The organism is Acidovorax sp. Leaf73 (assembly GCF_916855635.1).
GTDB classification, from domain to species: Bacteria; Pseudomonadota; Gammaproteobacteria; order Burkholderiales; family Burkholderiaceae_C; genus Acidovorax; species Acidovorax facilis.
In genome coordinates this window covers 459,330-477,740 of record NZ_CAKASI010000002.1, presented here as the reverse complement: position 1 = coordinate 477,740, position 18,411 = coordinate 459,330, and the positions used below count along the sequence as shown (strand labels likewise).

Annotated in this window: 19 protein-coding genes; 7 read left to right on the top strand and 12 right to left on the bottom strand. The window is 64.6% G+C overall.

Annotated features, from left to right (window positions below):
- Nucleotides 1-112 precede the first annotated feature (112 nt).
- The gene (locus LPA35_RS08570; protein ID WP_228896472.1) at nt 113-2,758 is read left to right on the top strand and encodes a circularly permuted type 2 ATP-grasp protein; all 2,646 of its coding nucleotides are present in this window, start codon (nt 113-115) and stop codon (nt 2,756-2,758) included.
- A 2-nt stretch (nt 2,759-2,760) separates the two neighbouring features.
- Nucleotides 2,761-3,732, top strand: a complete 972-nt coding sequence (locus tag LPA35_RS08565; protein ID WP_055395477.1) for a transglutaminase family protein — start codon at nt 2,761-2,763, stop codon at nt 3,730-3,732.
- Here LPA35_RS08565 and LPA35_RS08560 read toward each other — a convergent pair.
- From LPA35_RS08560 to LPA35_RS08535, 6 genes are all read right to left on the bottom strand, one after another.
- Complete coding sequence (locus LPA35_RS08560; RefSeq protein WP_055395479.1) at nt 3,698-4,657, bottom strand: alpha-E domain-containing protein; 960 nt, start codon at nt 4,655-4,657, stop codon at nt 3,698-3,700. The two genes, LPA35_RS08565 and LPA35_RS08560, sit on opposite strands and share 35 nt — an antisense overlap.
- Before the next feature lie 145 nt (nt 4,658-4,802).
- The gene (locus LPA35_RS08555; protein WP_055395481.1) at nt 4,803-5,978 is read right to left on the bottom strand and encodes a putative zinc-binding metallopeptidase; all 1,176 of its coding nucleotides are present in this window, start codon (nt 5,976-5,978) and stop codon (nt 4,803-4,805) included.
- Between the two features lie 169 nt (nt 5,979-6,147).
- The gene (locus tag LPA35_RS08550) at nt 6,148-6,465 is read right to left on the bottom strand and encodes a BON domain-containing protein (protein WP_055395483.1); all 318 of its coding nucleotides are present in this window, start codon (nt 6,463-6,465) and stop codon (nt 6,148-6,150) included.
- A gap of 109 nt (nt 6,466-6,574) precedes the next feature.
- Complete coding sequence (locus LPA35_RS08545; protein WP_055395485.1) at nt 6,575-6,967, bottom strand: hypothetical protein; 393 nt, start codon at nt 6,965-6,967, stop codon at nt 6,575-6,577.
- Between the two features lie 54 nt (nt 6,968-7,021).
- On the bottom strand, nt 7,022-7,186 hold the full coding sequence (locus LPA35_RS08540; protein WP_010463174.1) for a DUF1328 domain-containing protein: 165 nt from the start codon (nt 7,184-7,186) through the stop codon (nt 7,022-7,024).
- A gap of 198 nt (nt 7,187-7,384) precedes the next feature.
- Nucleotides 7,385-8,791 (bottom strand): CHASE3 domain-containing protein, encoded by a 1,407-nt coding sequence (locus LPA35_RS08535; RefSeq protein ID WP_121420923.1) that lies wholly within the window; start codon nt 8,789-8,791, stop codon nt 7,385-7,387.
- 124 nt (nt 8,792-8,915) lie between these two features.
- Between LPA35_RS08535 and LPA35_RS08530 the strand changes: the two genes are divergently transcribed.
- Nucleotides 8,916-9,548, top strand: a complete 633-nt coding sequence (locus LPA35_RS08530) for a response regulator transcription factor (protein WP_010463169.1) — start codon at nt 8,916-8,918, stop codon at nt 9,546-9,548.
- 110 nt (nt 9,549-9,658) lie between these two features.
- Here LPA35_RS08530 and LPA35_RS08525 read toward each other — a convergent pair whose 3' ends face one another.
- The 4 genes from LPA35_RS08525 to gpmA form a co-directional block, all read right to left on the bottom strand.
- The gene (locus tag LPA35_RS08525; protein ID WP_055395489.1) at nt 9,659-10,084 is read right to left on the bottom strand and encodes a response regulator; all 426 of its coding nucleotides are present in this window, start codon (nt 10,082-10,084) and stop codon (nt 9,659-9,661) included.
- Between the two features lie 113 nt (nt 10,085-10,197).
- Nucleotides 10,198-10,947: a molybdopterin-synthase adenylyltransferase MoeB gene (locus LPA35_RS08520; RefSeq protein ID WP_228896470.1), complete on the bottom strand. Its 750-nt coding sequence runs from the start codon at nt 10,945-10,947 to the stop codon at nt 10,198-10,200.
- 91 nt (nt 10,948-11,038) lie between these two features.
- Nucleotides 11,039-12,475, bottom strand: a complete 1,437-nt coding sequence (locus LPA35_RS08515) for a S41 family peptidase (RefSeq protein ID WP_055395496.1) — start codon at nt 12,473-12,475, stop codon at nt 11,039-11,041.
- Between the two features lie 121 nt (nt 12,476-12,596).
- On the bottom strand, nt 12,597-13,340 hold the full coding sequence (gene gpmA / locus LPA35_RS08510) for a 2,3-diphosphoglycerate-dependent phosphoglycerate mutase (RefSeq protein WP_121420925.1): 744 nt from the start codon (nt 13,338-13,340) through the stop codon (nt 12,597-12,599).
- 87 nt (nt 13,341-13,427) lie between these two features.
- Between gpmA and LPA35_RS08505 the strand changes: the two genes are divergently transcribed.
- The 4 genes from LPA35_RS08505 (at nt 13,428) to LPA35_RS08490 (ending at nt 15,971) form a co-directional block, all read left to right on the top strand.
- On the top strand, nt 13,428-13,835 hold the full coding sequence (locus LPA35_RS08505; protein WP_121420926.1) for a rhodanese-like domain-containing protein: 408 nt from the start codon (nt 13,428-13,430) through the stop codon (nt 13,833-13,835).
- A gap of 77 nt (nt 13,836-13,912) precedes the next feature.
- The gene (grxC, locus tag LPA35_RS08500) at nt 13,913-14,170 is read left to right on the top strand and encodes a glutaredoxin 3 (protein ID WP_015015481.1); all 258 of its coding nucleotides are present in this window, start codon (nt 13,913-13,915) and stop codon (nt 14,168-14,170) included.
- A gap of 108 nt (nt 14,171-14,278) precedes the next feature.
- Nucleotides 14,279-14,737: a protein-export chaperone SecB gene (gene secB / locus LPA35_RS08495; RefSeq protein ID WP_055395502.1), complete on the top strand. Its 459-nt coding sequence runs from the start codon at nt 14,279-14,281 to the stop codon at nt 14,735-14,737.
- Between the two features lie 220 nt (nt 14,738-14,957).
- Complete coding sequence (locus LPA35_RS08490) at nt 14,958-15,971, top strand: NAD(P)H-dependent glycerol-3-phosphate dehydrogenase (protein ID WP_218300420.1); 1,014 nt, start codon at nt 14,958-14,960, stop codon at nt 15,969-15,971.
- Between the two features lie 29 nt (nt 15,972-16,000).
- On the opposite strand, the gene LPA35_RS08485 is transcribed toward LPA35_RS08490, so the two are convergent.
- Both LPA35_RS08485 and lysA read right to left on the bottom strand, forming a co-directional pair.
- On the bottom strand, nt 16,001-16,687 hold the full coding sequence (locus tag LPA35_RS08485; RefSeq protein WP_228896468.1) for a long-chain N-acyl amino acid synthase: 687 nt from the start codon (nt 16,685-16,687) through the stop codon (nt 16,001-16,003).
- Between the two features lie 479 nt (nt 16,688-17,166).
- On the bottom strand, nt 17,167-18,411 hold the full coding sequence (gene lysA / locus LPA35_RS08480) for a diaminopimelate decarboxylase (protein WP_228896466.1): 1,245 nt from the start codon (nt 18,409-18,411) through the stop codon (nt 17,167-17,169).

Below are 18,411 nucleotides of genomic sequence, written 5' to 3'. Positions count from 1 at the left end.
CCTTGCTGCGGGGCGGCCCTTGCTTGGCGTCCCTGGTAGGGATCGCGCCGGTTTTGAAGGCTGTGGGTTACCCGCAGAGTGTTGTCGACCAAATGCCCGAAAATCGAGCGCAGTGAACCACCTCAACGACAGCCTCCCCCCCCCCGACCCCTCTGACAGCGCAGCCCAGTTGGCGGCTGCACTGGCGCCTGCTGCGGCGGCCGGGCATTTTGACGAGCTGCGGGGTGCCAGCGTGGCGGGCGCCCCCGGTGCTGCCACTGCATCAGCCACTCCCAAATCAATAGCAAACAAGCCAGATATCACTAGCGCCTGGGCCCAATTCTTTGATCAATTGGGGGCCGAGGGCTTCCAGGACCTGGACCGGCGCATGCAGAGCCTGCAGCGCCAGGTGCGCGACAACGGCATCACCTACAACGTGTACGCCGACGCCGACGGCCCGCAGCGGCCCTGGTCGGTGGACCTGTTCCCGCTGATCCTTTCGCAGGGCGACTGGGCACACATCGAGCGCGGCGTGCTGCAACGCGCGCGCCTGCTCAACCGCGTGATGGCCGACGTGTATGGCCCGCAGGAGCTGCTGCACAAAGGTCTGCTGCCCAGCGCGCTGGTGCAGGGCCACCCGGGTTACCTGCGCGCCATGCATGGCGTGCAACCGGTGGGCAGCACCCATTTGCACATCGCGGCGTTCGACATGGCGCGCGATGCGCAGGGCGACTGGTGGGTGGTGACGCAGCGCACGCAGGCGCCCTCAGGCCTGGGATATTTGCTGGAGAACCGGCTGCTCATCTCGCGCCTGTTCCCCGAGGCGTTCAGCCAGATGCATGTGCAGCGCCTAGCCGCCACCTACCGCGCACTGCTCGACGGACTGCGGCAGATGAGCCCGGCGGGGGCGGATGCGCGCATCGTGCTGCTCACGCCCGGCCCGTACAACGAGACCTACTTTGAGCACGCGTACCTGGCGCGCTACCTGGGTCTGACGCTGGTGGAGGGCAACGACCTCACCGTGCGCGACGCGCGCCTGTACCTCAAGACGCTGCATGGCCTGCAGCCGGTGCACGGCATCCTCAAGCGCCTGGACGACGAGTTTCTGGACCCGCTGGAGCTGCGCAGCGACTCGCGCCTGGGCGTGCCCGGCCTGCTGCAGGCCATCCGTGCGGGCAACGTGCTGGTGGCCAATGCGCCGGGCTCGGCGTTCCTCGAATCGTCGGCGCTGCTGGGCTTCATGCCTGCGCTGTCGCGCCACCTGCTGGGCGAAGAGCTGGCCCTGCCGTCGCTGCCCACCTGGTGGTGTGGCGAGCGATCGGCCATGCAGGCGGTGCTGCCGCAGCTCGCGCACAGCGTGATCCGCCCCACCTGGCCCATGGCGCAGCGCGTGCCCGTGCTGGGCGGTGCGCTGTCGGCGCAAGACCTGGCGCAGTGGTCCGCACGCATCGAAGCCCAGGGCGACGAATACACCGTGCAGGCCCACCTGCCGCTGTCGCAAATGCCCACCTGGCGCAGTGAAGCCGCAGAAGGTGCGGGCCAGGGCGGCAGCCCCATCGCCCCCCGCTCGGTGATGCTGCGCGTGTTTGCGGTGTGCGACGGCCCCGGCTCGTGGCGCGTGTTGCCGGGCGGGCTGGCCCGCCTGGCCCAGGGCGACAGCGGCATTACATCCATGCAGCGCGGCGGCAGCAGCGCCGATGTATGGGTGCAGACAGATGGCCCCGTGGACACCACCACGCTGCTGGCCCACAACCAGGCCGCGCCCGCCGTGGTGCACCGCAGCCGCCAGGTGACCAGCCGCGCGGCCGAAAACCTGTTCTGGCTGGGTCGCTACACCGAACGCACCGAGAACGTCACGCGCCTGGCGCGCATCACGCTGCAATGCCTCAATGGGGAGGACCAGACCTCGCAGCCGCTGCTGACCTGGCTGAGCGCCATGGGCGTGAGCCAGGGGCTGGTGCTACCGACCGTGCCTGCGGCCGGGCAGGCACGGCGCGTGTTCGAGCGCTCGCTGATCGCCGGGCTGACGCAGCCCGCGCAGGTGACCAGCGTGGGCTACAACCTGCGCGGCATCCTGGGTGCGGCCTCGGCCGTGCGCGACCGTTTGTCGCAGGAACACTGGAACCTCATCGTGCGCGCCGAGGCGGAGTTTTTTGCGCCCCGCACAGGAGCCGAAGACGACGGCGACTATTCGCCGCTGGACGCGCTGCGCCAGCTGGAAGGCCTGAGCGGCCACACCGCAGCCATGACGGGCCAGCAGACCGACCGCATGACCCGCGACGACGGCTGGCGCCTGCTGTCCATCGGGCGCCACCTGGAGCGCCTGGGCTTTCTGGCCTCGGCGCTGGAAAGTGGCCTGCAGACCGGCGCCGTGCACGATGAGGGCGGCTTCGAGGCCATGGTGGCGCTGTTTGACAGCACCATCACCTTCCACGCGCAGTACCAGCAGCGGCGCGACATGCCCGCCCTGCTGGACCTGCTGGTGATCGACCGCGACAACCCCCGCTCGCTGGCCTGGGTCGCACAGACGCTGCGCGGGCGCATTGCCAAGATCGAAGCGACCGCCGGTACGCCCTGCGAATCCGCCGCCACGGGCATCCCCGAAGCGTCCGACCTGTCGCTGGTGGCCCTGTGCGCACAGGACGCCGAAGGCCGCCATGCCACTCTGGAGGAATATCTGGGCCGGTGTGTGCGGGGCGTGATGGGCTTGTCGGATGTGCTGGCCACGCGCTACTTCACGCATTCGGCGGATGCACTTCGGCACAGCGTAGGAGCTTGACCATGAAGCTGCGCGTCATCCACGAAACGGTGTACCACTACAGCCCGGCGGTGCAGAACGCCCAGCACATGGCCCATCTGCGTCCGCGCACCGGTGTGGTGCAGCGTGTGCTGACCCACAGCCTGCAGGTGGACCCCGCCCCAACACAGTGCAACATGGTGCAGGACGTGTTTGGCAACACCCGCGCGTTCTTCAGCCTGCCGTTCACCCACGAGCAACTGCGGGTGCGCGCCGAAAGCCTGCTGGAGACCCTGCCCGTGCCCGCCGCACCGCCCGGCGAGCCCTGGGAGGCCGTGCGCGAGCGCCTGGGTTATCGGCGCGGCCAGCCCTACCACGCGGCCACCGAGTTCAGCTTTGCGTCGCCCTATATTCCCCGGCATGCCGACTTCGTGGCCTATGCCGCCGAGAGCTTTGCACCCGGCCGCCCGCTGATGCAGGCCGCCCGCCACCTGATGTCGCGCATCCATGCCGACTTTGCCTACACCGCCAACGCCACCGACGCGGGCACGCCCGCGCTCGAATCGTTGCGGCTGCGCCGGGGCGTGTGCCAGGACTTTGCCCACGTGATGATCGGCTGCCTGCGCAGCCTGGGCCTGGCGGCGCGGTATGTGAGCGGCTACCTGCTGACCGAGCCCCCGCCCGGACAACCCCGGCTGGTGGGGGCCGATGCCTCGCACGCCTGGGTGTCGGTGTGGTCACCGGCAGCCGACGAAAGTGATGGCGCATCAGGCGACAACACCTGGTTTGACCTGGACCCCACCAACGACCGCGCGGCGGGCGAGGACTACGTGACCCTGGCCATCGGCCGCGATTTTTCGGATGTGTCGCCGCTGCGCGGCGTGATCCACGGCGGCGACCACCATGTGCTGCAGGTGGGCGTGACGGTGGAGCCGGTGCCGGCCGCTATGGCCGCTGCGCCAGACGCACCAGATACACCCCTCACACCGCCGCAGGCACCAGAAAGTCCCGGCTGATCCGCGCGCCCAGGTCGTTCACCCGCTCCAGGAACTGGGTGAGGTAGGCGTGCAGTCCATGGGTCAGGATTTCATCGATGCGTGCGAACTTCAGGTGCGCCAGCAGCCGCCCCGCGTGCCGCTGGGTCTCGGCCGACTGGCCGCTGCCCAGCATGTCGAGGTTGCCCAGCACCTCTTTCATGCAAGCGTGCAGTGAGCGGGGCATGTCGGCCCGCAGGATCAGCAGTTCGGCCACACGTTCGGGCGTGATCACGTCGCGGTACACCTTGCGGTAGGTCTCGAAGCCCGACACGCTGAGCAGGATGGCGCTCCAGTGGTAGAAATCGTAGTCTTGGTCCTGCGCCGTGGCCGCGCCCATGAAGTCGCTTTGCACCGCGTGAAACTTCACATCCAGCAGCCGCGCCGTGTTGTCGGCCCGCTCCAAAAAGGTGCCCAGGCGCATGAAGTGCAGCGCCTCGTCCTGCAGCATGGTGCCCACCGTCACACCCCGCGAGAGGTGCGAGCGGAACTTCACCCATTCGAAGAATCGCGCCGGGTCCTGCTCCAGTGCACCGCTGGCGATCAGGCGGTTCACTTCGAGCCAGGTCTGGTTCTGGATCTCCCAGGCCTCGGTGTTGAGCGCACCGCGTACGGCCCGCGCGTTCTCCCGCGCGGCCTGCAGGCAGGCCAGAATGGACGAGGGGTTGGAAGGGTCCTTGACCATGAAGTCCAGCACCTTCGCCGGAGTCACTTCGCCATGCTGGGCGGTGTAGGCGGGCAGCAGCTCGCTGATGGACAGCAACCCTTGCCAGCCCTGCTTGGCGACCTCGGTCGATTGCGGCAGCAGCGCGCTCTGGTAATTCACATCCAGCATGCGCGCCGTATTTTCGGCGCGCTCGGTATAGCGTGCCATCCAGAAAAGATGGTCAGCGGTGCGGCTCAGCATGGTCGCGCCCTCCCTTGGCGTCGTGTGTGGCTCGGTACTGGCTGCTCAAGGGGTTTCAACAGCCCCATGGCAGACACCTAGCAAGTTCCAGGCCGCCACCCTTGCCGCTCTTTGATGCAGGCAAAAAACCAAGGAAAAAATGGCGCTAGCGCACGTCCTTACTGGTTGTTTTGCTATTTTTTTTGACGTTTTGTTTGGGAGCCGGTGCGGGCTGCGGAGCCGGAGCGGCGACTGGGGCGGGCCGCCGGGCGGCTTCGCGCACCACGTCATGCACAAACCGCAGCTTGGCCAACACCTCGCCTGCCAAGGCAAACGGATAGGCATCTGGCTGCCCCAAGCTGCGGGTGAGGCTGTTGAGCAGCAGTGTCAGCGGCACCAGGTGCTGCACCATCGACTGGAAATCAGGCGCCGGGCTGGCAAACGGGTCGATGGCGCTGCTGCGCTGCGCCCCATAAATGCCCGGGATCGTGACCTCGGTCGCGTAGCTGGCCGACGTCTCCAGCAGATCGATCATGTGCAGGTAATGGGCCCATGTTTCGGCCCAGTCTTCCCAGGGGTGAGCAGCGGCATAGGCGCTGACATGGTGGTCGACCCAGTCGCCCAGGTCGTTGCCCTTGGCGTAGTGAGCCTCCAGCGCGGCAGCGTAGTCCTGGCGCTCATCGCCAAACATCTGGCGAAAATCTTCCAGGCGGCCGCCGTCGCGCACCAGCTGGTCCCAATAAAAATGGCCGGACTCATGCCGCAGGTGGCCAATCAGCGTGCGGTAGGGCTCACCCAGCGCGATGCGGCGGCGTGCGCGCTCATCGTCATCGGCCTCGGCCACATTCAGCGTAATCGTTCCGCTGTGGTGGCCCGTCAACACCGGCGGACCACCGGGCACCTCGGCCAGAAATTCAAAAACGGGTCCGGTGCGCCCGGGTGCGGGCTCCAGGCCCAGGCGGGCCAGGCTGTAGAACAGGCGCCGCTTGGCGGCCTCGATCTGCATCCAGCGGCCCATGTTCGCGGGCTCCGACAGATCGGGCAACACCCGGGTCTGGCGGCACGATACACACAGTTCCGCATAGTCGTTGGCAGGCACGGCAAAGTTGCAGGCCTGGTGTTCGGTATGGTTGCGGCACATACGGTACAAGCGACCGCTGTAATCCGAGCCACCGCGCCCGCCCCGGCGGCGCCACAGGTCGGCGCCATCCTGCGGCGCAGGCGCCAGGGCCGCGATGGTCAACACATCGGGCAAAAATGCCAGCGCGCTGCCACAGTGCAGACACTGCACGCTGTCGAAAAAAACCAGATGACCGCAATGGTCGCAATTGAATACCCGCATGGTGTGGAGCTTATACCCGGTGGGGTGTGGCAAACGAGCAAGACCCAGGGGTATGCCTGCTGGCGCCCCATGAAAAAAGCAGGCTCCAGGAGGTACCCGGAGCCTGCTCAGCGGTCAGTGCCTATGCGCTACCGGCAGGAAGCCCGCAGCGCAATGTTCAGGCATCCGGTCAGGGACGAACCACGATGCTGTTGCGCACTTCACGCACATTCTTGGTGTTGCGTGCGATGGCTTCAGCCTGGTTCTTTTCAGCTTGCGACTTGGCAAAGCCCGAGAGCTGCACCGTGCCGTTGAGCGTTTCCACGCTGATCGACGTGGCGGAGACGGATTTGTCTTCAGCCATTTTTGCCTTGACGGCGGTGGTGATGCCGGCGTCATCTACATAGGCGCCAACGGTCTGTTGTTCACGGGCCACCGAGCAGCCCGTGGCCGTGATGATGGTGATGCCAGCGACAGCGGCAAAGGCGAGTGCACGTGCGTATTTCATGGTGTTGTCCTTGTTTGAAAATGGTTGGGAACGCGGGTGCTGGAAGATTGCAATCTGCCGGTCTGTTGCACCCTCCGCGACCGGCGGACTGTAGGGATAGAGACAGGCTTCAGTAGGCGTGCTTGCGGCGCGACATCCAGAGCACCAGGGTTGCGAGCACGGCACCCGATGCTGCGGCGATCACCATCGATTTGCCGGGTTGCTCCGCCACATACTTGGTGGTGGCGTCTGCTGCATGCTGCATCTGGCGACGGGCACGGGCACTGGTTTCTGCGCAATAGCCGATGCTGCGGGCTGCCAGATCCTGGGCACGCGCTGCCAAGTCGTCAATGACGGGGTCGGTCTGGCTGCGGAGGGCACGTACGCCTTCTTCGGCTTTTTCCAGCGAGGTGTTGGCGGCCGTGCGGGTGGACTGCACGGCGTCTTGGGCGCTTTGCAGCACATCATCTGCGAGATGGCGTGCGCCGTTGGCAACTTTGTCGGTAGCGGTCTGGATACTCATGCGGAAACTCCTTGAAGGGGTGGATGCGGAATGCTTGGTTTCACGGCCGGGGCGTCAGCCCTTTTTGAGCAGACCCAGTACAAAGGTCACAACCGCCATGATGACGAACACGAAGAACAGAATCTTGGCGATGCCCACGGCACCGGCAGCAATACCGCCAAAGCCGAACAGGGCTGCGATCAGCGCGATCACCAGAAAAACAACTGCGTAGTGCAACATTTCTTTCTCCTTCTCCTCTTGAGGGGGCCGGTTGCCGGCGGGTGGGTTGGCACATGAATTTCAGCGCCTGGAATCCACTGTAAGGAGCATGGAGAGTCAAAGATGCCGGTGCCCGGCGCGCAAGCCTGTCGGCGGTGCAGCGGGCCGCCTGTAGGACGGCGCGCTGCGGCTCGCTATCCCTGGCCCAAGGCCGCCAGGTCAAGCGGCCAGAGAGGGCGGCTGCGACGACGCCTCGGCGCCATGGCGCTGCAGCGGGAGCACGGCAGAGACCAGGGTGCCGTTGCCCGGGCGCGAGGTGATGGACAGCCTACCGCCCGCAGACTCCACGCGGTGGCGCATTCCCGACAGCCCGTGCGAGGTAGGACGCACCGTGGCGGGATCGAACCCCTCGCCATCGTCGCGCACCTGAACTGCCACATGCGTGGGGTAACCATGTACCGACACCAGCACCTTGCTGGCTTTGGCGTATTTGCCGATGTTGGTCAACGCCTCCTGCACCATGCGGTACACCGTGAGTTGCGAGGCATCAGGCAACTGCACGGATTCCAGGCTCGTTTCCACTTCGATACCTGCGCGTTCGGCATATTCGCGGGTGAGGATCTCGATCGCGGCCGTCAGTCCGAGGTTGGAGAGCGATGAGGGCCGCAGGTCTTCAATGATGCGGCGCTTGAGCGCAATACCGCTGTTGAGCGTTTCGGTCAGGTGCTTGAGCCGCTCTGCCACCTCGGGGGCGTTGGCGTCGATCCTGGACTTGAGCCGCGCAACATCCAGCTTGGCCGCAGTGAGCAGTGCACCCAGCTCATCGTGCAGCTCGCGCGCAAGGTGCCCACGCTCATCTTCACGTACTTGCTGCAGATGGTTTGCCAGCTCGGAAAGCGTTGCGGTACGGGCCTTTACAAGGCCTTCCAGGCGGTCCCGTTCGCGCTCCAGCAGGGCCTGTTCGCGCTGGTTGACGACCTGCAGCGCCTGCGCCTGGCGCAGATACATGTAGAACGCCAGCAAGCCAATGACCGTCACCGTGGCAATGCCAATGCGCGACAGCATGAGCGACTGCTCGATCTGGTCCTGGCCTTGTTTCACGTGCATGTCGCTGCGGGCAATCAACTCCAGCGCGTGCTTGCGGATGGCCTCCATGTGCTCCTTGCCCACATCGGTATGCAGGATGAACTTCCAGGCATCTTCATTGCCCTGCCGGCGCAAACGCAGGCTCAGTTCCATCTCCGCGAGCTTGCGGGATATCTGCCGCGACAGCAGCGCAAATTCCTGCATGTCTTCGGGGGCATCCATGAACAGCCCGCGCAAGCCGTCCAGGTTGGTCTGCACGGTAGCCACCGCCTTGTCGTAAGGCTCCAGATAAGTCTCGTTGCCGGTGAGCAGATAGCCACGCTGCCCGGTTTCTGCGTCCAGCATGCTCTGCAGCAACAGGTTGACGGCCTTGCGCGTGTTCTGACCGTGGCTCATCTGCTCCACCGCATCTTGTGAGCGCATGTGACCCGTTTCGTTGATACCCACCAGCACCATCGCCGCCAGCAACGCCATGGGCAGGCTCAAGGCCATCTTGCGGACCTTGGGCAGCCAGATGCGGGTGTTTTCTTTAAGACTCATACGCGGTATTCTGGATAATGTGTGAAGACCGGGCACCACCCTGCCAACAGGGATGACGTGCCGGAAAAGCTTTCCAACCAACAAACATCAGGAGCGGCATCACCGCCCTGCGAAAGAAAGATCGATGATCAAGATTGGCATTGTGGATGACCACGCGATAGTTCGTTCCGGGCTGCGGCAGTTCCTGTCCGAGCATGTGGATCTGCGGGTGGAGGGTGAGGCCTCCAACGGCCGTGAAGCCATCGATCTGGTGCGCAACAAGGAAATTGATGTCCTGCTCATGGACCTGTCGATGCCCGGACAGAGCGGGCTGGATGCGCTGGCCATGCTGCGGGCCAAAGCCCCGGACATGGGCATCCTGATTCTGAGCGGCTACCCCGAAGAGCACTATGCGATCAACCTGATCCGCCAGGGTGCGAGCGGCTACCTGAACAAGGAGTGCGAACCCTCTGAAATCGTGGAGGCGATCCGCACCATTGCGCTGGGCCGCCGCTACCTGACGCCTGCCGTGGCCGAACTGCTGGCCCAGCAACTCAATCGCAAGGACGACGCACCGCCCCACGAGCAGTTGTCGGAACGCGAGTTCCAGGTGTTCCTCAAGCTGGCCAAGGGAGAGACGGCAGGCGATATCGCCAAGGCCTTGTCTTTGAGCGTCAAGACGGTGAGCACCTACCGCACGCGATTGATGGAGAAGATGAGCCTGTCGTCCAACAGCGATCTGACCTACTACGCGCTCAAGAACCGCTTGATTGACTGACATGGAGCAGTGGCCTCAGTCCGGGGTCATTGGGCCTGACTCAGCCCGCTGGCGAGAAGAGTAGAAAATAAAAAGCCCCGCCGCGCGCACCCGCGCTGCAGGGCGCAGCATCACAGCGAATGGCCAGGCGACGACAGGGACTGGCCAGCTTCCATCCCCGCAGGACTGCTGCTGTGCTGGATGCAGTAGTCCACCAGCGCATCAATTTCGTTGGATTTGTCGAAGACCGCGTCCACCCCCAGCTGTGCGCAGCGCATGCGCACATCGGGTGTCGCGTAGTTACTCAGCACCACCATCTTTTGGCCAGGGCGGCGCGAGCGGCATGCTGCCAGGACCCCCAGCCCACTGCCTTGGCGCAGAAAAAGATCCACTATTGCCAGATCCCACTGCTCACCATGGGTGGCGAGCCAGTTCTTGCCCTCGTCCTCGGTCTCAGCGACCCCTACCGCCTCTACGGACGCCAATTCTTCGAGCGTCCCGATCAGGTTCTCTCGAATGGTGGCGTTGTCTTCAACGATATAGGTGCGGAGTTTCACAGAAGGGTCCCGTTTCACTACCAACGCACATTTACGCTGGTCGAGCCTCAAATTTAGTGGCTCAGCTGAGCGGATTCTGCCAGCCGCCGCACGCGGACGCTGTAGGAGTAATCCTACCGAGCAACACACACCGTGCAGTGCGGCGCACGCGCCACGTTCATCGTGCTCCACTCCATGGACCGTCCATCCAGCATCAACAAACGCCCAGCCAGTGACGTCCCGATGCCTGCAAGCAGCTTGAGCGCCTCGGCCGCCTGCAGGGCACCCACCACGCCCACCAGCGGGGCAAACACGCCCATGGTGGAGCAACGCACCTCTTCAAAATCCGCCTCAGGCGGAAAAATACAGGCATAACAGGGCGACGCAGCTTGGCGCGGGTCCACCACGGTGATCTGGGCATCAAAGCGGATGACAGCCCCCGCAACAAGGGGCTTGCGATGGCGCACACAGGCCGCATTGACGGCGTGGCGTGTTGCGTAGTTGTCGCTGCAATCGAGCACCACGCAGGCGTCTTGCACCAAGGTATCGAGCACAGCGGCATCTGCGCGCGCCTGGAGCACGGTCGTCTGCACTTCGGGGTTGATGGCTGCCATGGCGCTGGCTGCAGACGCCACCTTGGGCTGGCCGACGCGCGCGGTGGTGTGTGCGATTTGGCGTTGCAGGTTGGTCAGGTCCACCACATCGTCGTCCACCAGGGTGATGTGCCCCACACCAGCAGACGCCAGGTACAGCGCGGCAGGCGAGCCCAGGCCACCCGCACCGATGATGAGGGCATGGGACGCCAGCACCTGCTCCTGCCCCTCGATGCCCATCTCGTCGAGCAGGATGTGGCGGGAGTACCGCAGGAGCTGGTCATCGGTCATGGCGAGAGTCTCAAGAAAAGAAGAGCAAGAAGGACAAGAAAAAAGGCCGGACTCCGCTGGAAATCCGGCCTTCAGCACAGAGAGCGAAAGCTCAATTTTCTTTCTTTTCGTCCTTGCGTTCCGTCAGTGTCTTGCTGACCAGCACGGGGCGGCCTTTGAGCTGGTTGAGCGCCTGCACGAGCTGGAAGTCCTTGTCCGAACCGAACTCTGGAGCCTTGCGTTCTGCTGCAGGCTTTTTGGCTTCTTCTTCCATGCGCTTGAGGGCGCTTTCGCGGGCCTTTTCACGGGCCTCATCCTTCTTTTCCTCGCCTTGGCCGCTACCCAGGTGCTTGTCCAGATCGGCCTCGCGCATGCGTAAAGCAGCGAAGATGTTACCTTCTTCCGATTCGTCGATCATCACGTCGGGCACGATGCCCTTGGCCTGGATCGACTTGCCGCTCGGGGTGTAATAGCGCGCGGTGGTCAGCTTGATGCCGGTATCAGGCCCGAGCGGACGCACGGTCTGCACCGAGCCCTTGCCAAAGGTCTGGCTGCCCATGATGGTGGCGCGCTTGTGGTCCTGCAGAGCGCCCGCCACGATCTCGCTGGCCGACGCAGAGCCTTCATTCACCAGCACCACGAGTGGCACGGACTTGAGGGCTGCGGGCAGGCGGCGCAACGGGTCACCCCCGCCACGGCGCTGGTAGAAGTCGGGCGAGGCCTTGTAAGTGGCCTTGCTGTCCGCGAGCTGTCCGTTGGTCGTGACCACCGTGACGTTTTCTGGCAGGAACGCGGCCGACACGGCCACAGCCGCATCCAGCAGGCCGCCGGGATCGTTGCGCAGGTCGAGCACCAGGCCCTTGAGGTTGGGTTCCTGCTTGTAGACCTCTTCCACCTTGCGCACAAAGTCATCGACCGTGCGCTCCTGGAACTGCGACAGGCGGATCCAGGCGTAGCCGGGCTCCACCACCTTGCCCTTGACGGACTGGGTCTTGATCTCTTCGCGCGTGATGGTGACCGGGAAGGTGCGGCTCTCGTCCTTGCGGAAGATGGTGAGCGTGACCTTGGTGTTGGGCTCGCCACGCATGCGCTTGACGGCATCGTTCAAGGACAGGCCTTTGACCGCCGTTTCGTCGATCTTGGTGATCAGGTCATTGGTCTTGAGGCCAGCGCGGAAGGCGGGAGACCCTTCGATGGGCGACACCACCTTGATCAAGCCGTCTTCCTGGGTGATTTCGATGCCAACCCCCACAAAACGGCCCGAAGTGCCTTCGCGAAATTCCTTGAAGGACTTCTTGTCGAAATACTGGGAGTGCGGGTCCAGGCTGGCGACCATGCCGGAGATGGCGTCGGTGATGAGCTTTTTGTCATCCACCGGTTCGACATAGTCGGTCTTTACGAGGCCAAACACCGCCGACAGCTGCTGGATTTCTTCCAGCGGCAGCGGAGTCATCGCACCACGCGCGACCGTCTGCAACGAAACCGTCGTCAGAGCCCCAGCCACGACACCAACCGATACCCATCCCGCAATTTTGAGTTTGTGGCCCATACAACACCTTTACCGCTTCAAAACCAATATACACCTTGGAAGGACCAAACCCGCTGCAGTTCCGCGCAGGCACTCACTTTAGACAGGGTATCGGCGGGTTTTCCCCGTCTTTACCCAGGCTTTACGCCTTGCCTTGCGAGGCGACTGCCGCAGCTGCCTTGGCAGCCGCTTCTGCATCGCCCAGATAGTAGTGGCGGATGGGCTTGAGGTCGGCGTCCAGTTCATATACCAACGGGATTCCGTTGGGAATGTTCAGGCCCACGATGTCCGCCTCGGAGATGTTGTCCAGGTACTTCACCAAGGCGCGGATGGAATTGCCGTGCGCGGCGACCACCACGCGCTTGCCTGAGCGGATGGCCGGTGCCATGGCATCGTTCCAGAACGGCAGCACGCGGGCCACGGTGTCCTTCAGGCATTCCGTGAGCGGCACGCTGCCTTCGGCCAGAGCGGCGTAGCGGCGGTCGCTGCGCTCGCTGCGGGGGTCGGTGGCTTCCAGCGCTGGCGGCGGGGTGTCATAGCTGCGGCGCCACACCAGCACCTGCTCGTCGCCGTACTGCTTGGCCATGTCGGCCTTGTTCAGGCCCTGCAGGGCACCGTAGTGGCGCTCGTTCAGGCGCCAGTCCTTGACAACGGGCAGCCAGGTGCAATCCATTTCGTCCAGCGTGTACCACAGGGTGTGGATGGCGCGCTTGAGCACGCTGGTGAACGCCAGATCGAACTCGTAGCCCTCGGCCTTGAGCAGCTTGCCAGCCGACATGGCCTGGGAAACACCGGTGGGCGTGAGATCCACGTCGGTCCAGCCGGTAAAGCGGTTTTCAAGGTTCCAGGTGGATTCGCCGTGGCGAATCAGAACGAGCTTGTACATGGTTTCCCCAGGAAAGGCAGGTCAAAAAAATGCGGGCCAAAACCCAGCATTCTAGAATTACGCTGTTCGCCAACCCAAGGAAGCTTCGTGAAATTCATTATTGATAACTGGTATCTGTTCCTCGTTGCACTGGCTTCGGGCAGCATGTTGCTGTGGCCGGTCCTCAAGAACGCCAGTGGCGGCTCGCTGACGCCAGCGCGCGCCGTGCAGCTCATCAACCGCGAAAAAGCGGTGGTCATCGACGTCTGCGAAACCGAGGAATTCGCCGCCGGCCACGTGAACGGAGCCAAGAACGTGCCCCTGGGCCAGCTCGAAGAGCGCCTGCCCACCGTGGTCAAGAACAAGGCCCTGCCCGTGGTGCTGGTGTGCGCCAGTGGCGCCCGCTCCAACCGCGCCGTCGCCATTGCCAAAAAGCTGGGCTACGAAAACGCCCAGTCGCTCGCTGGTGGCCTGAAGGCCTGGCGCGAAGCCAGCCTGCCTGTGGAAAAAGCCTGATCCGCCCCCAGTTATTGGGTCCGCGATAGTCTTGCCACTGGTTTTTAGCCCCACAGGAAGAAAGAGGAAGGTCCGCCATGCAACCCGTGAAGATGTACACCACCGCCGTCTGCCCCTACTGCATACGGGCCAAGCAGATCCTCAAGTCCAAGGGTGTGGAGCAGATCGAGGAGATCCGCATCGACACCGACCCCGCCGCGCGCAGCCACATGATGGAGATCACCGGCCGCCGCACGGTGCCGCAGATCTACATCGGTGACACCCATGTGGGCGGCCACGACGATCTGGTGGCGCTGGACAGCCGTGGCGAGCTCATGCCCTTGTTGGGCGCCTGACCCCCTCCCCGGGCGCTGCATAATGCAGCCCCATGTGCCCGCTGCGGGAGCTGCTCCCCGGCGGGTTTTGTTTTGCTAGCAATTTTGTAAGCTCAAAGAGACTTCACCATGGCCGATCAAGAAAACCCCGTGTTCCAGATCCAACGCGTCTACCTCAAGGACCTGTCGCTGGAGCAACCCAATTCCCCCGGTATCCTGCTCGAACAAGAGCAACCCAGCGTGGACATCCAGCTGGGTGTGGAAGCCACTCCCGTGGCCGAAGGCATTTTTGAAGTGGCCGTCACGGCCACCGTGCAGACCAAGATCAAGGACAAGACCGTGTTCCTGGTCGAAGCCAAGCAGGCCGGCATCTTCGAAATCCGCAACGTGCCCGAAGACCAGATGGGCCCCATCATGGGCATCGCCTGCCCACAGATCGTGTACCCCTACCTGCGCGGCAACGTGGCCGACGTGATCAACCGCGCTGGCTTCCCGCCCGTCCACCTGGCCGAAATCAACTTCCAGGCCATGTACGAGCAGCAGCAAGCGCAGGCTGCCGGCCAAGCCTCGCCCATCATCACGCAGTGATGTAAAACGCCCCCTGAGTCGCTTCGCGCCTTCCCCCTCTCTCTACGCGCTGCGCGCTACGGGAGGGGGACGCAGCCAGCGGCCTGGCAAAGCCAGTTCCGCGGCTACCGCGCTTGGGCCACGCCGGTTCCACGGACGGCCGACGAAGCACAGCGCAGTGGGCCCTTGAAATCAATGCTATTTTTGGCCTCTACCGCACGATAGATAAGCGCAAGCAGCTATGAAAATCATAGTATTGGGCGCTGGTGCCTGGGGCTCTGCGGTCGCCATGAGCGCAGCCCAGCACCCTGCCGGGCACGCGGTCACCCTGTGGGCCCGCGATGCAGCCCAGGCGCAAAGCATGCGCGCCCAGGCACAAAACGCCCGCTACCTGCCGGGCATTGCCCTCCCCCCGTCCCTCTCAGTGGTCGATGGCGACTTCCGCGCACTGTTGCCCGGTGCCGACCTGGTCATCGTGGCCACGCCCATGGCCGCCCTGCGCGGCATGCTCCTGGCGCTGCGCGGGTGCACGGCACCTGTGGCCTGGCTGTGCAAGGGCTTCGAGGCGGTGCCTGCCGGTGCCAATTCAGCATCTTTTGGACTGCTAGCGCACGAAGTACAAGCGCAAGTAGCTCCTGATTTGATAGCAGGCGTGTTCAGCGGCCCGAGCTTTGCGCAGGAAGTCGCCCTGGGGCAGCCCACAGCCCTGGTGGCCGCCAGCGCCCATGCCGCCGTGCGCGATGCGCTGGTCAAAGCCTTTCACAGCCCGAGCGTGCGCGTGTATGCCAACGAAGACATCGTGGGCGTGGAAGTGGGGGGCGCGGTGAAGAACGTGCTGGCGATTGCCACCGGCCTGTGCGACGGGCTTGCGCTGGGTCTCAACGCCCGCGCCGCACTCATCACGCGCGGCCTGGCTGAGATGACGCGGCTGGGCCTGGCGCTGGGCGCGCGGCCAGACACCTTCATGGGCCTGTCCGGCCTGGGCGACCTGGTGCTGACCGCCACCGGCGACCTGTCGCGCAACCGGCGCGTGGGCATGCTGCTGGCACAGGGCCAGACCCTGGCGCAGGCGGTGGAATCCCTGGGCCATGTGGCGGAAGGCGTCTACAGCGCCCGCACCGTGGTGCAGCGCGCACAGACCCTGGGTGTGGACATGCCCATCGCCGAGGCCGCCGTGGCCTTGCTTGACGGCCGCCTGCAACCTGCCGAGGCCGTGGCGCAGCTCATGGGGCGCGGCCCCCGGGGCGAGCTCTGACGGTAGAGGCCCCGCGCAAGACCTGACGGCTACCTCACCGACAGGCGCCGCAGCAGACCCTCTTCATCGTCGGGGTGGAAGAAATAGGGGTAGAAGCTGCGCTCCACGCTGGCCAGCTTGGGCTGGCCGCCAAATTGGTCGATGAGGCGGCGCCCCTTGTCAGCGCCGATGTGCAGCAGCACGGCGGGCGCACCCACACGCTCGCACATGCGTTCGGGGCCGATCTGGTCAAAACACAGCATGCGCCGATAGAACGGGGCATGGCGCGGGTTCACCTCGATGACGATGTCGGTGGCGCGCCGGGCGCGGAAGGCCACGATCCACGCAATGTGGAAGATGGCACCCAGCACATGCTTGGAACGCACCCCGGGGTCCATTGCAAGCTTGCCCATTTCGCAGATGCGCGCGCCGCGCTGGCGCAGTTCGGCAATGAACTCGGGGTACTGCTCCTCCGCCGCCAGGTGCCCGTCGTCCATGCGCACCGAAATCGTCCCTTGCGACTGTCCATCAATCTGCACCACCAGGCTGCTCAGGTCGCAGTCGTGCGACAAGGTGGCCTGCATGCTGTAGCCCTTGCGGGCGTACATGCGGGCCAGCAGCCCCTGGCCCTTGCGGGACAGGCGGATCTTGCAGGTCTTGGTTTCGGCACAGCCCAGGCGGCTCAGGTATTCGCCGGGGTAGTCCAGCTCGACAATGGTCTGTTCTTCGGCGTCCATGGCGGCTCCAGGGGTGGGCAAAGTGGCCTCTACCCGCCCGCGCGCCGTGCGTGGCGCGAGGCAGCCGGGGCCTCGTCGCTCTGTTGAAAACAGGGCGAAAGGCCAGCTTAGCGGCTTCTCTCGTTCCCTGGAGCCCGGGTTGGCATGGCAAGCGGACGAACGGACGCACGACCTTGGCGAAAGGCATGCCCATCAAAAAAGCCGCAGGGCACCATGGATAGGCGCCCTGCGGCTTTTTTTGGCAATCCCCTTGCGGGGCAGGATCAGAACACGCCGAACAGCATGAGCAACAGAACAACGGACAGTGGGACGCCGAGCAGCCAAGCAATGATGGGCATAGTGATCTCCTGAAAAGGGTTGAAGGGGATAAGTGATTTCACTGTAGGGCCCTCCTTTTCCCGCCCGTGTGCGCCAGCACGGCGCGTGGCCGTAGGCGCGCGCCTACCGGCTGTGGGAGCGGCACCCGCCCCACAACACGATCAAAGCCCCAGTTCCAGCGCCAGCAGTTCGTCCACCGTCTGACGGCGGCGGATCAGGCGCGCCTGGCCACCGTCAACGAGCACCTCGGCAATCAGCGGACGCGTGTTGTAGTTGGAGGACATCGATGCGCCATAGGCCCCGGTGTCGTGGATCACCAGCAGATCGCCCACCTGGGCGGCGGGCAGGTCGCGTGGCAGCACCACGCCGCCGTCGCCCTGGGTGAACACGTCGCCCGATTCGCACAACGGGCCTGCCACCACCGTGGGTTGCTCTGCCGCCGTCGAGCCATCGCGACGCAGCACGCTCATGCCGTGGTAGCTGCCGTACATGGACGGGCGCATGAGTTCGTTGAAGCCGGTATCGACCAGCACAAAGTGGTTGTTGCCCGCGTTCTTGGTGGCGCGCACCTGGCCCAGCAGCACGCCGGATTCGGCCACCAGGTAGCGGCCGGGCTCGATCTCCAGGCCCAGCTTGTGGCCCACGATGGCCTCGGCCTGCTGGCGCGCGGCGTCCCACAGGCCGTGGTAATGCTGCGTATCGACCACCGGGTCGCCACTGCGGTAGGGGATGGACAGGCCGCCACCGGCCGAGATGGCGTGCAGGTCATGCCCGGCCGCATGCGCCGTGCGCACCAGGTTGACCATGGCGCCACACACCTCCTGCAGGTGACTGTAGTCCACGCCCGAGCCGATGTGCATGTGCAGGCCCGCCAGCTTCAGGCCATGCTGCTGGATCGCCGCCAGCGCCGCAGGCAGGTCGGTGTGCCAGATGCCGTGCTTGCTGTGCTCGCCACCCGTGTTGGTCTTGTTGCTGTGGCCATGGCCAAAGCCGGGGTTGATGCGCAGCCACACCGCATGGCCCGGCGAGCGCGCGCCCAGTTGGTGCAGCATGTCGATCGAGCCAGCGTTGACCGGCACGCCGTGTTCCACCACACAGTCGAGCGTGGCGGCGTCGAACAGGTCGGCGGTAAAGACGATCTCCGACGGCTCTCCGCCGGCCGTGTAGCCGGCCGCCAGCGCACGCAGGATCTCGCCGCGCGAGACCGCATCCACCTTCACGCCCTGCTCGCGCATGAGCTTCAGGATGTGGATGTTGGAGCAGGCCTTCTGCGCGAACCGGATGGTCTCGAAATTGGACACCTGCGCAATGCGCTGGCGGATGGTGGCCGCGTCATACACCCACAAGGGGGTGCCGAACTGGTCGGCCAGGGACCACAGCTGGGCGGGCGAGAAGGGGTTGGACAT

Coding starts and splice junctions, on each gene's coding strand:
- LPA35_RS08540 (WP_010463174.1), bottom strand. CDS start 7,186: ATGTTGCACTACGCAGTTGTTTTTCTGGTGATCGCGCTGATCGCAGCC.
- LPA35_RS08565 (WP_055395477.1), top strand. CDS start 2,761: ATGAAGCTGCGCGTCATCCACGAAACGGTGTACCACTACAGCCCGGCG.
- LPA35_RS08560 (WP_055395479.1), bottom strand. CDS start 4,657: ATGCTGAGCCGCACCGCTGACCATCTTTTCTGGATGGCACGCTATACC.
- LPA35_RS08545 (WP_055395485.1), bottom strand. CDS start 6,967: ATGAGTATCCAGACCGCTACCGACAAAGTTGCCAACGGCGCACGCCAT.
- gpmA (WP_121420925.1), bottom strand. CDS start 13,340: ATGTACAAGCTCGTTCTGATTCGCCACGGCGAATCCACCTGGAACCTT.
- LPA35_RS08550 (WP_055395483.1), bottom strand. CDS start 6,465: ATGAAATACGCACGTGCACTCGCCTTTGCCGCTGTCGCTGGCATCACC.
- LPA35_RS08530 (WP_010463169.1), top strand. CDS start 8,916: ATGATCAAGATTGGCATTGTGGATGACCACGCGATAGTTCGTTCCGGG.
- LPA35_RS08485 (WP_228896468.1), bottom strand. CDS start 16,687: ATGGACGCCGAAGAACAGACCATTGTCGAGCTGGACTACCCCGGCGAA.
- LPA35_RS08535 (WP_121420923.1), bottom strand. CDS start 8,791: ATGAGTCTTAAAGAAAACACCCGCATCTGGCTGCCCAAGGTCCGCAAG.
- LPA35_RS08555 (WP_055395481.1), bottom strand. CDS start 5,978: ATGCGGGTATTCAATTGCGACCATTGCGGTCATCTGGTTTTTTTCGAC.
- LPA35_RS08515 (WP_055395496.1), bottom strand. CDS start 12,475: ATGGGCCACAAACTCAAAATTGCGGGATGGGTATCGGTTGGTGTCGTG.
- LPA35_RS08490 (WP_218300420.1), top strand. CDS start 14,958: ATGAAAATCATAGTATTGGGCGCTGGTGCCTGGGGCTCTGCGGTCGCC.
- grxC (WP_015015481.1), top strand. CDS start 13,913: ATGCAACCCGTGAAGATGTACACCACCGCCGTCTGCCCCTACTGCATA.
- secB (WP_055395502.1), top strand. CDS start 14,279: ATGGCCGATCAAGAAAACCCCGTGTTCCAGATCCAACGCGTCTACCTC.
- lysA (WP_228896466.1), bottom strand. CDS start 18,411: ATGTCCAACCCCTTCTCGCCCGCCCAGCTGTGGTCCCTGGCCGACCAG.
- LPA35_RS08520 (WP_228896470.1), bottom strand. CDS start 10,947: ATGACCGATGACCAGCTCCTGCGGTACTCCCGCCACATCCTGCTCGAC.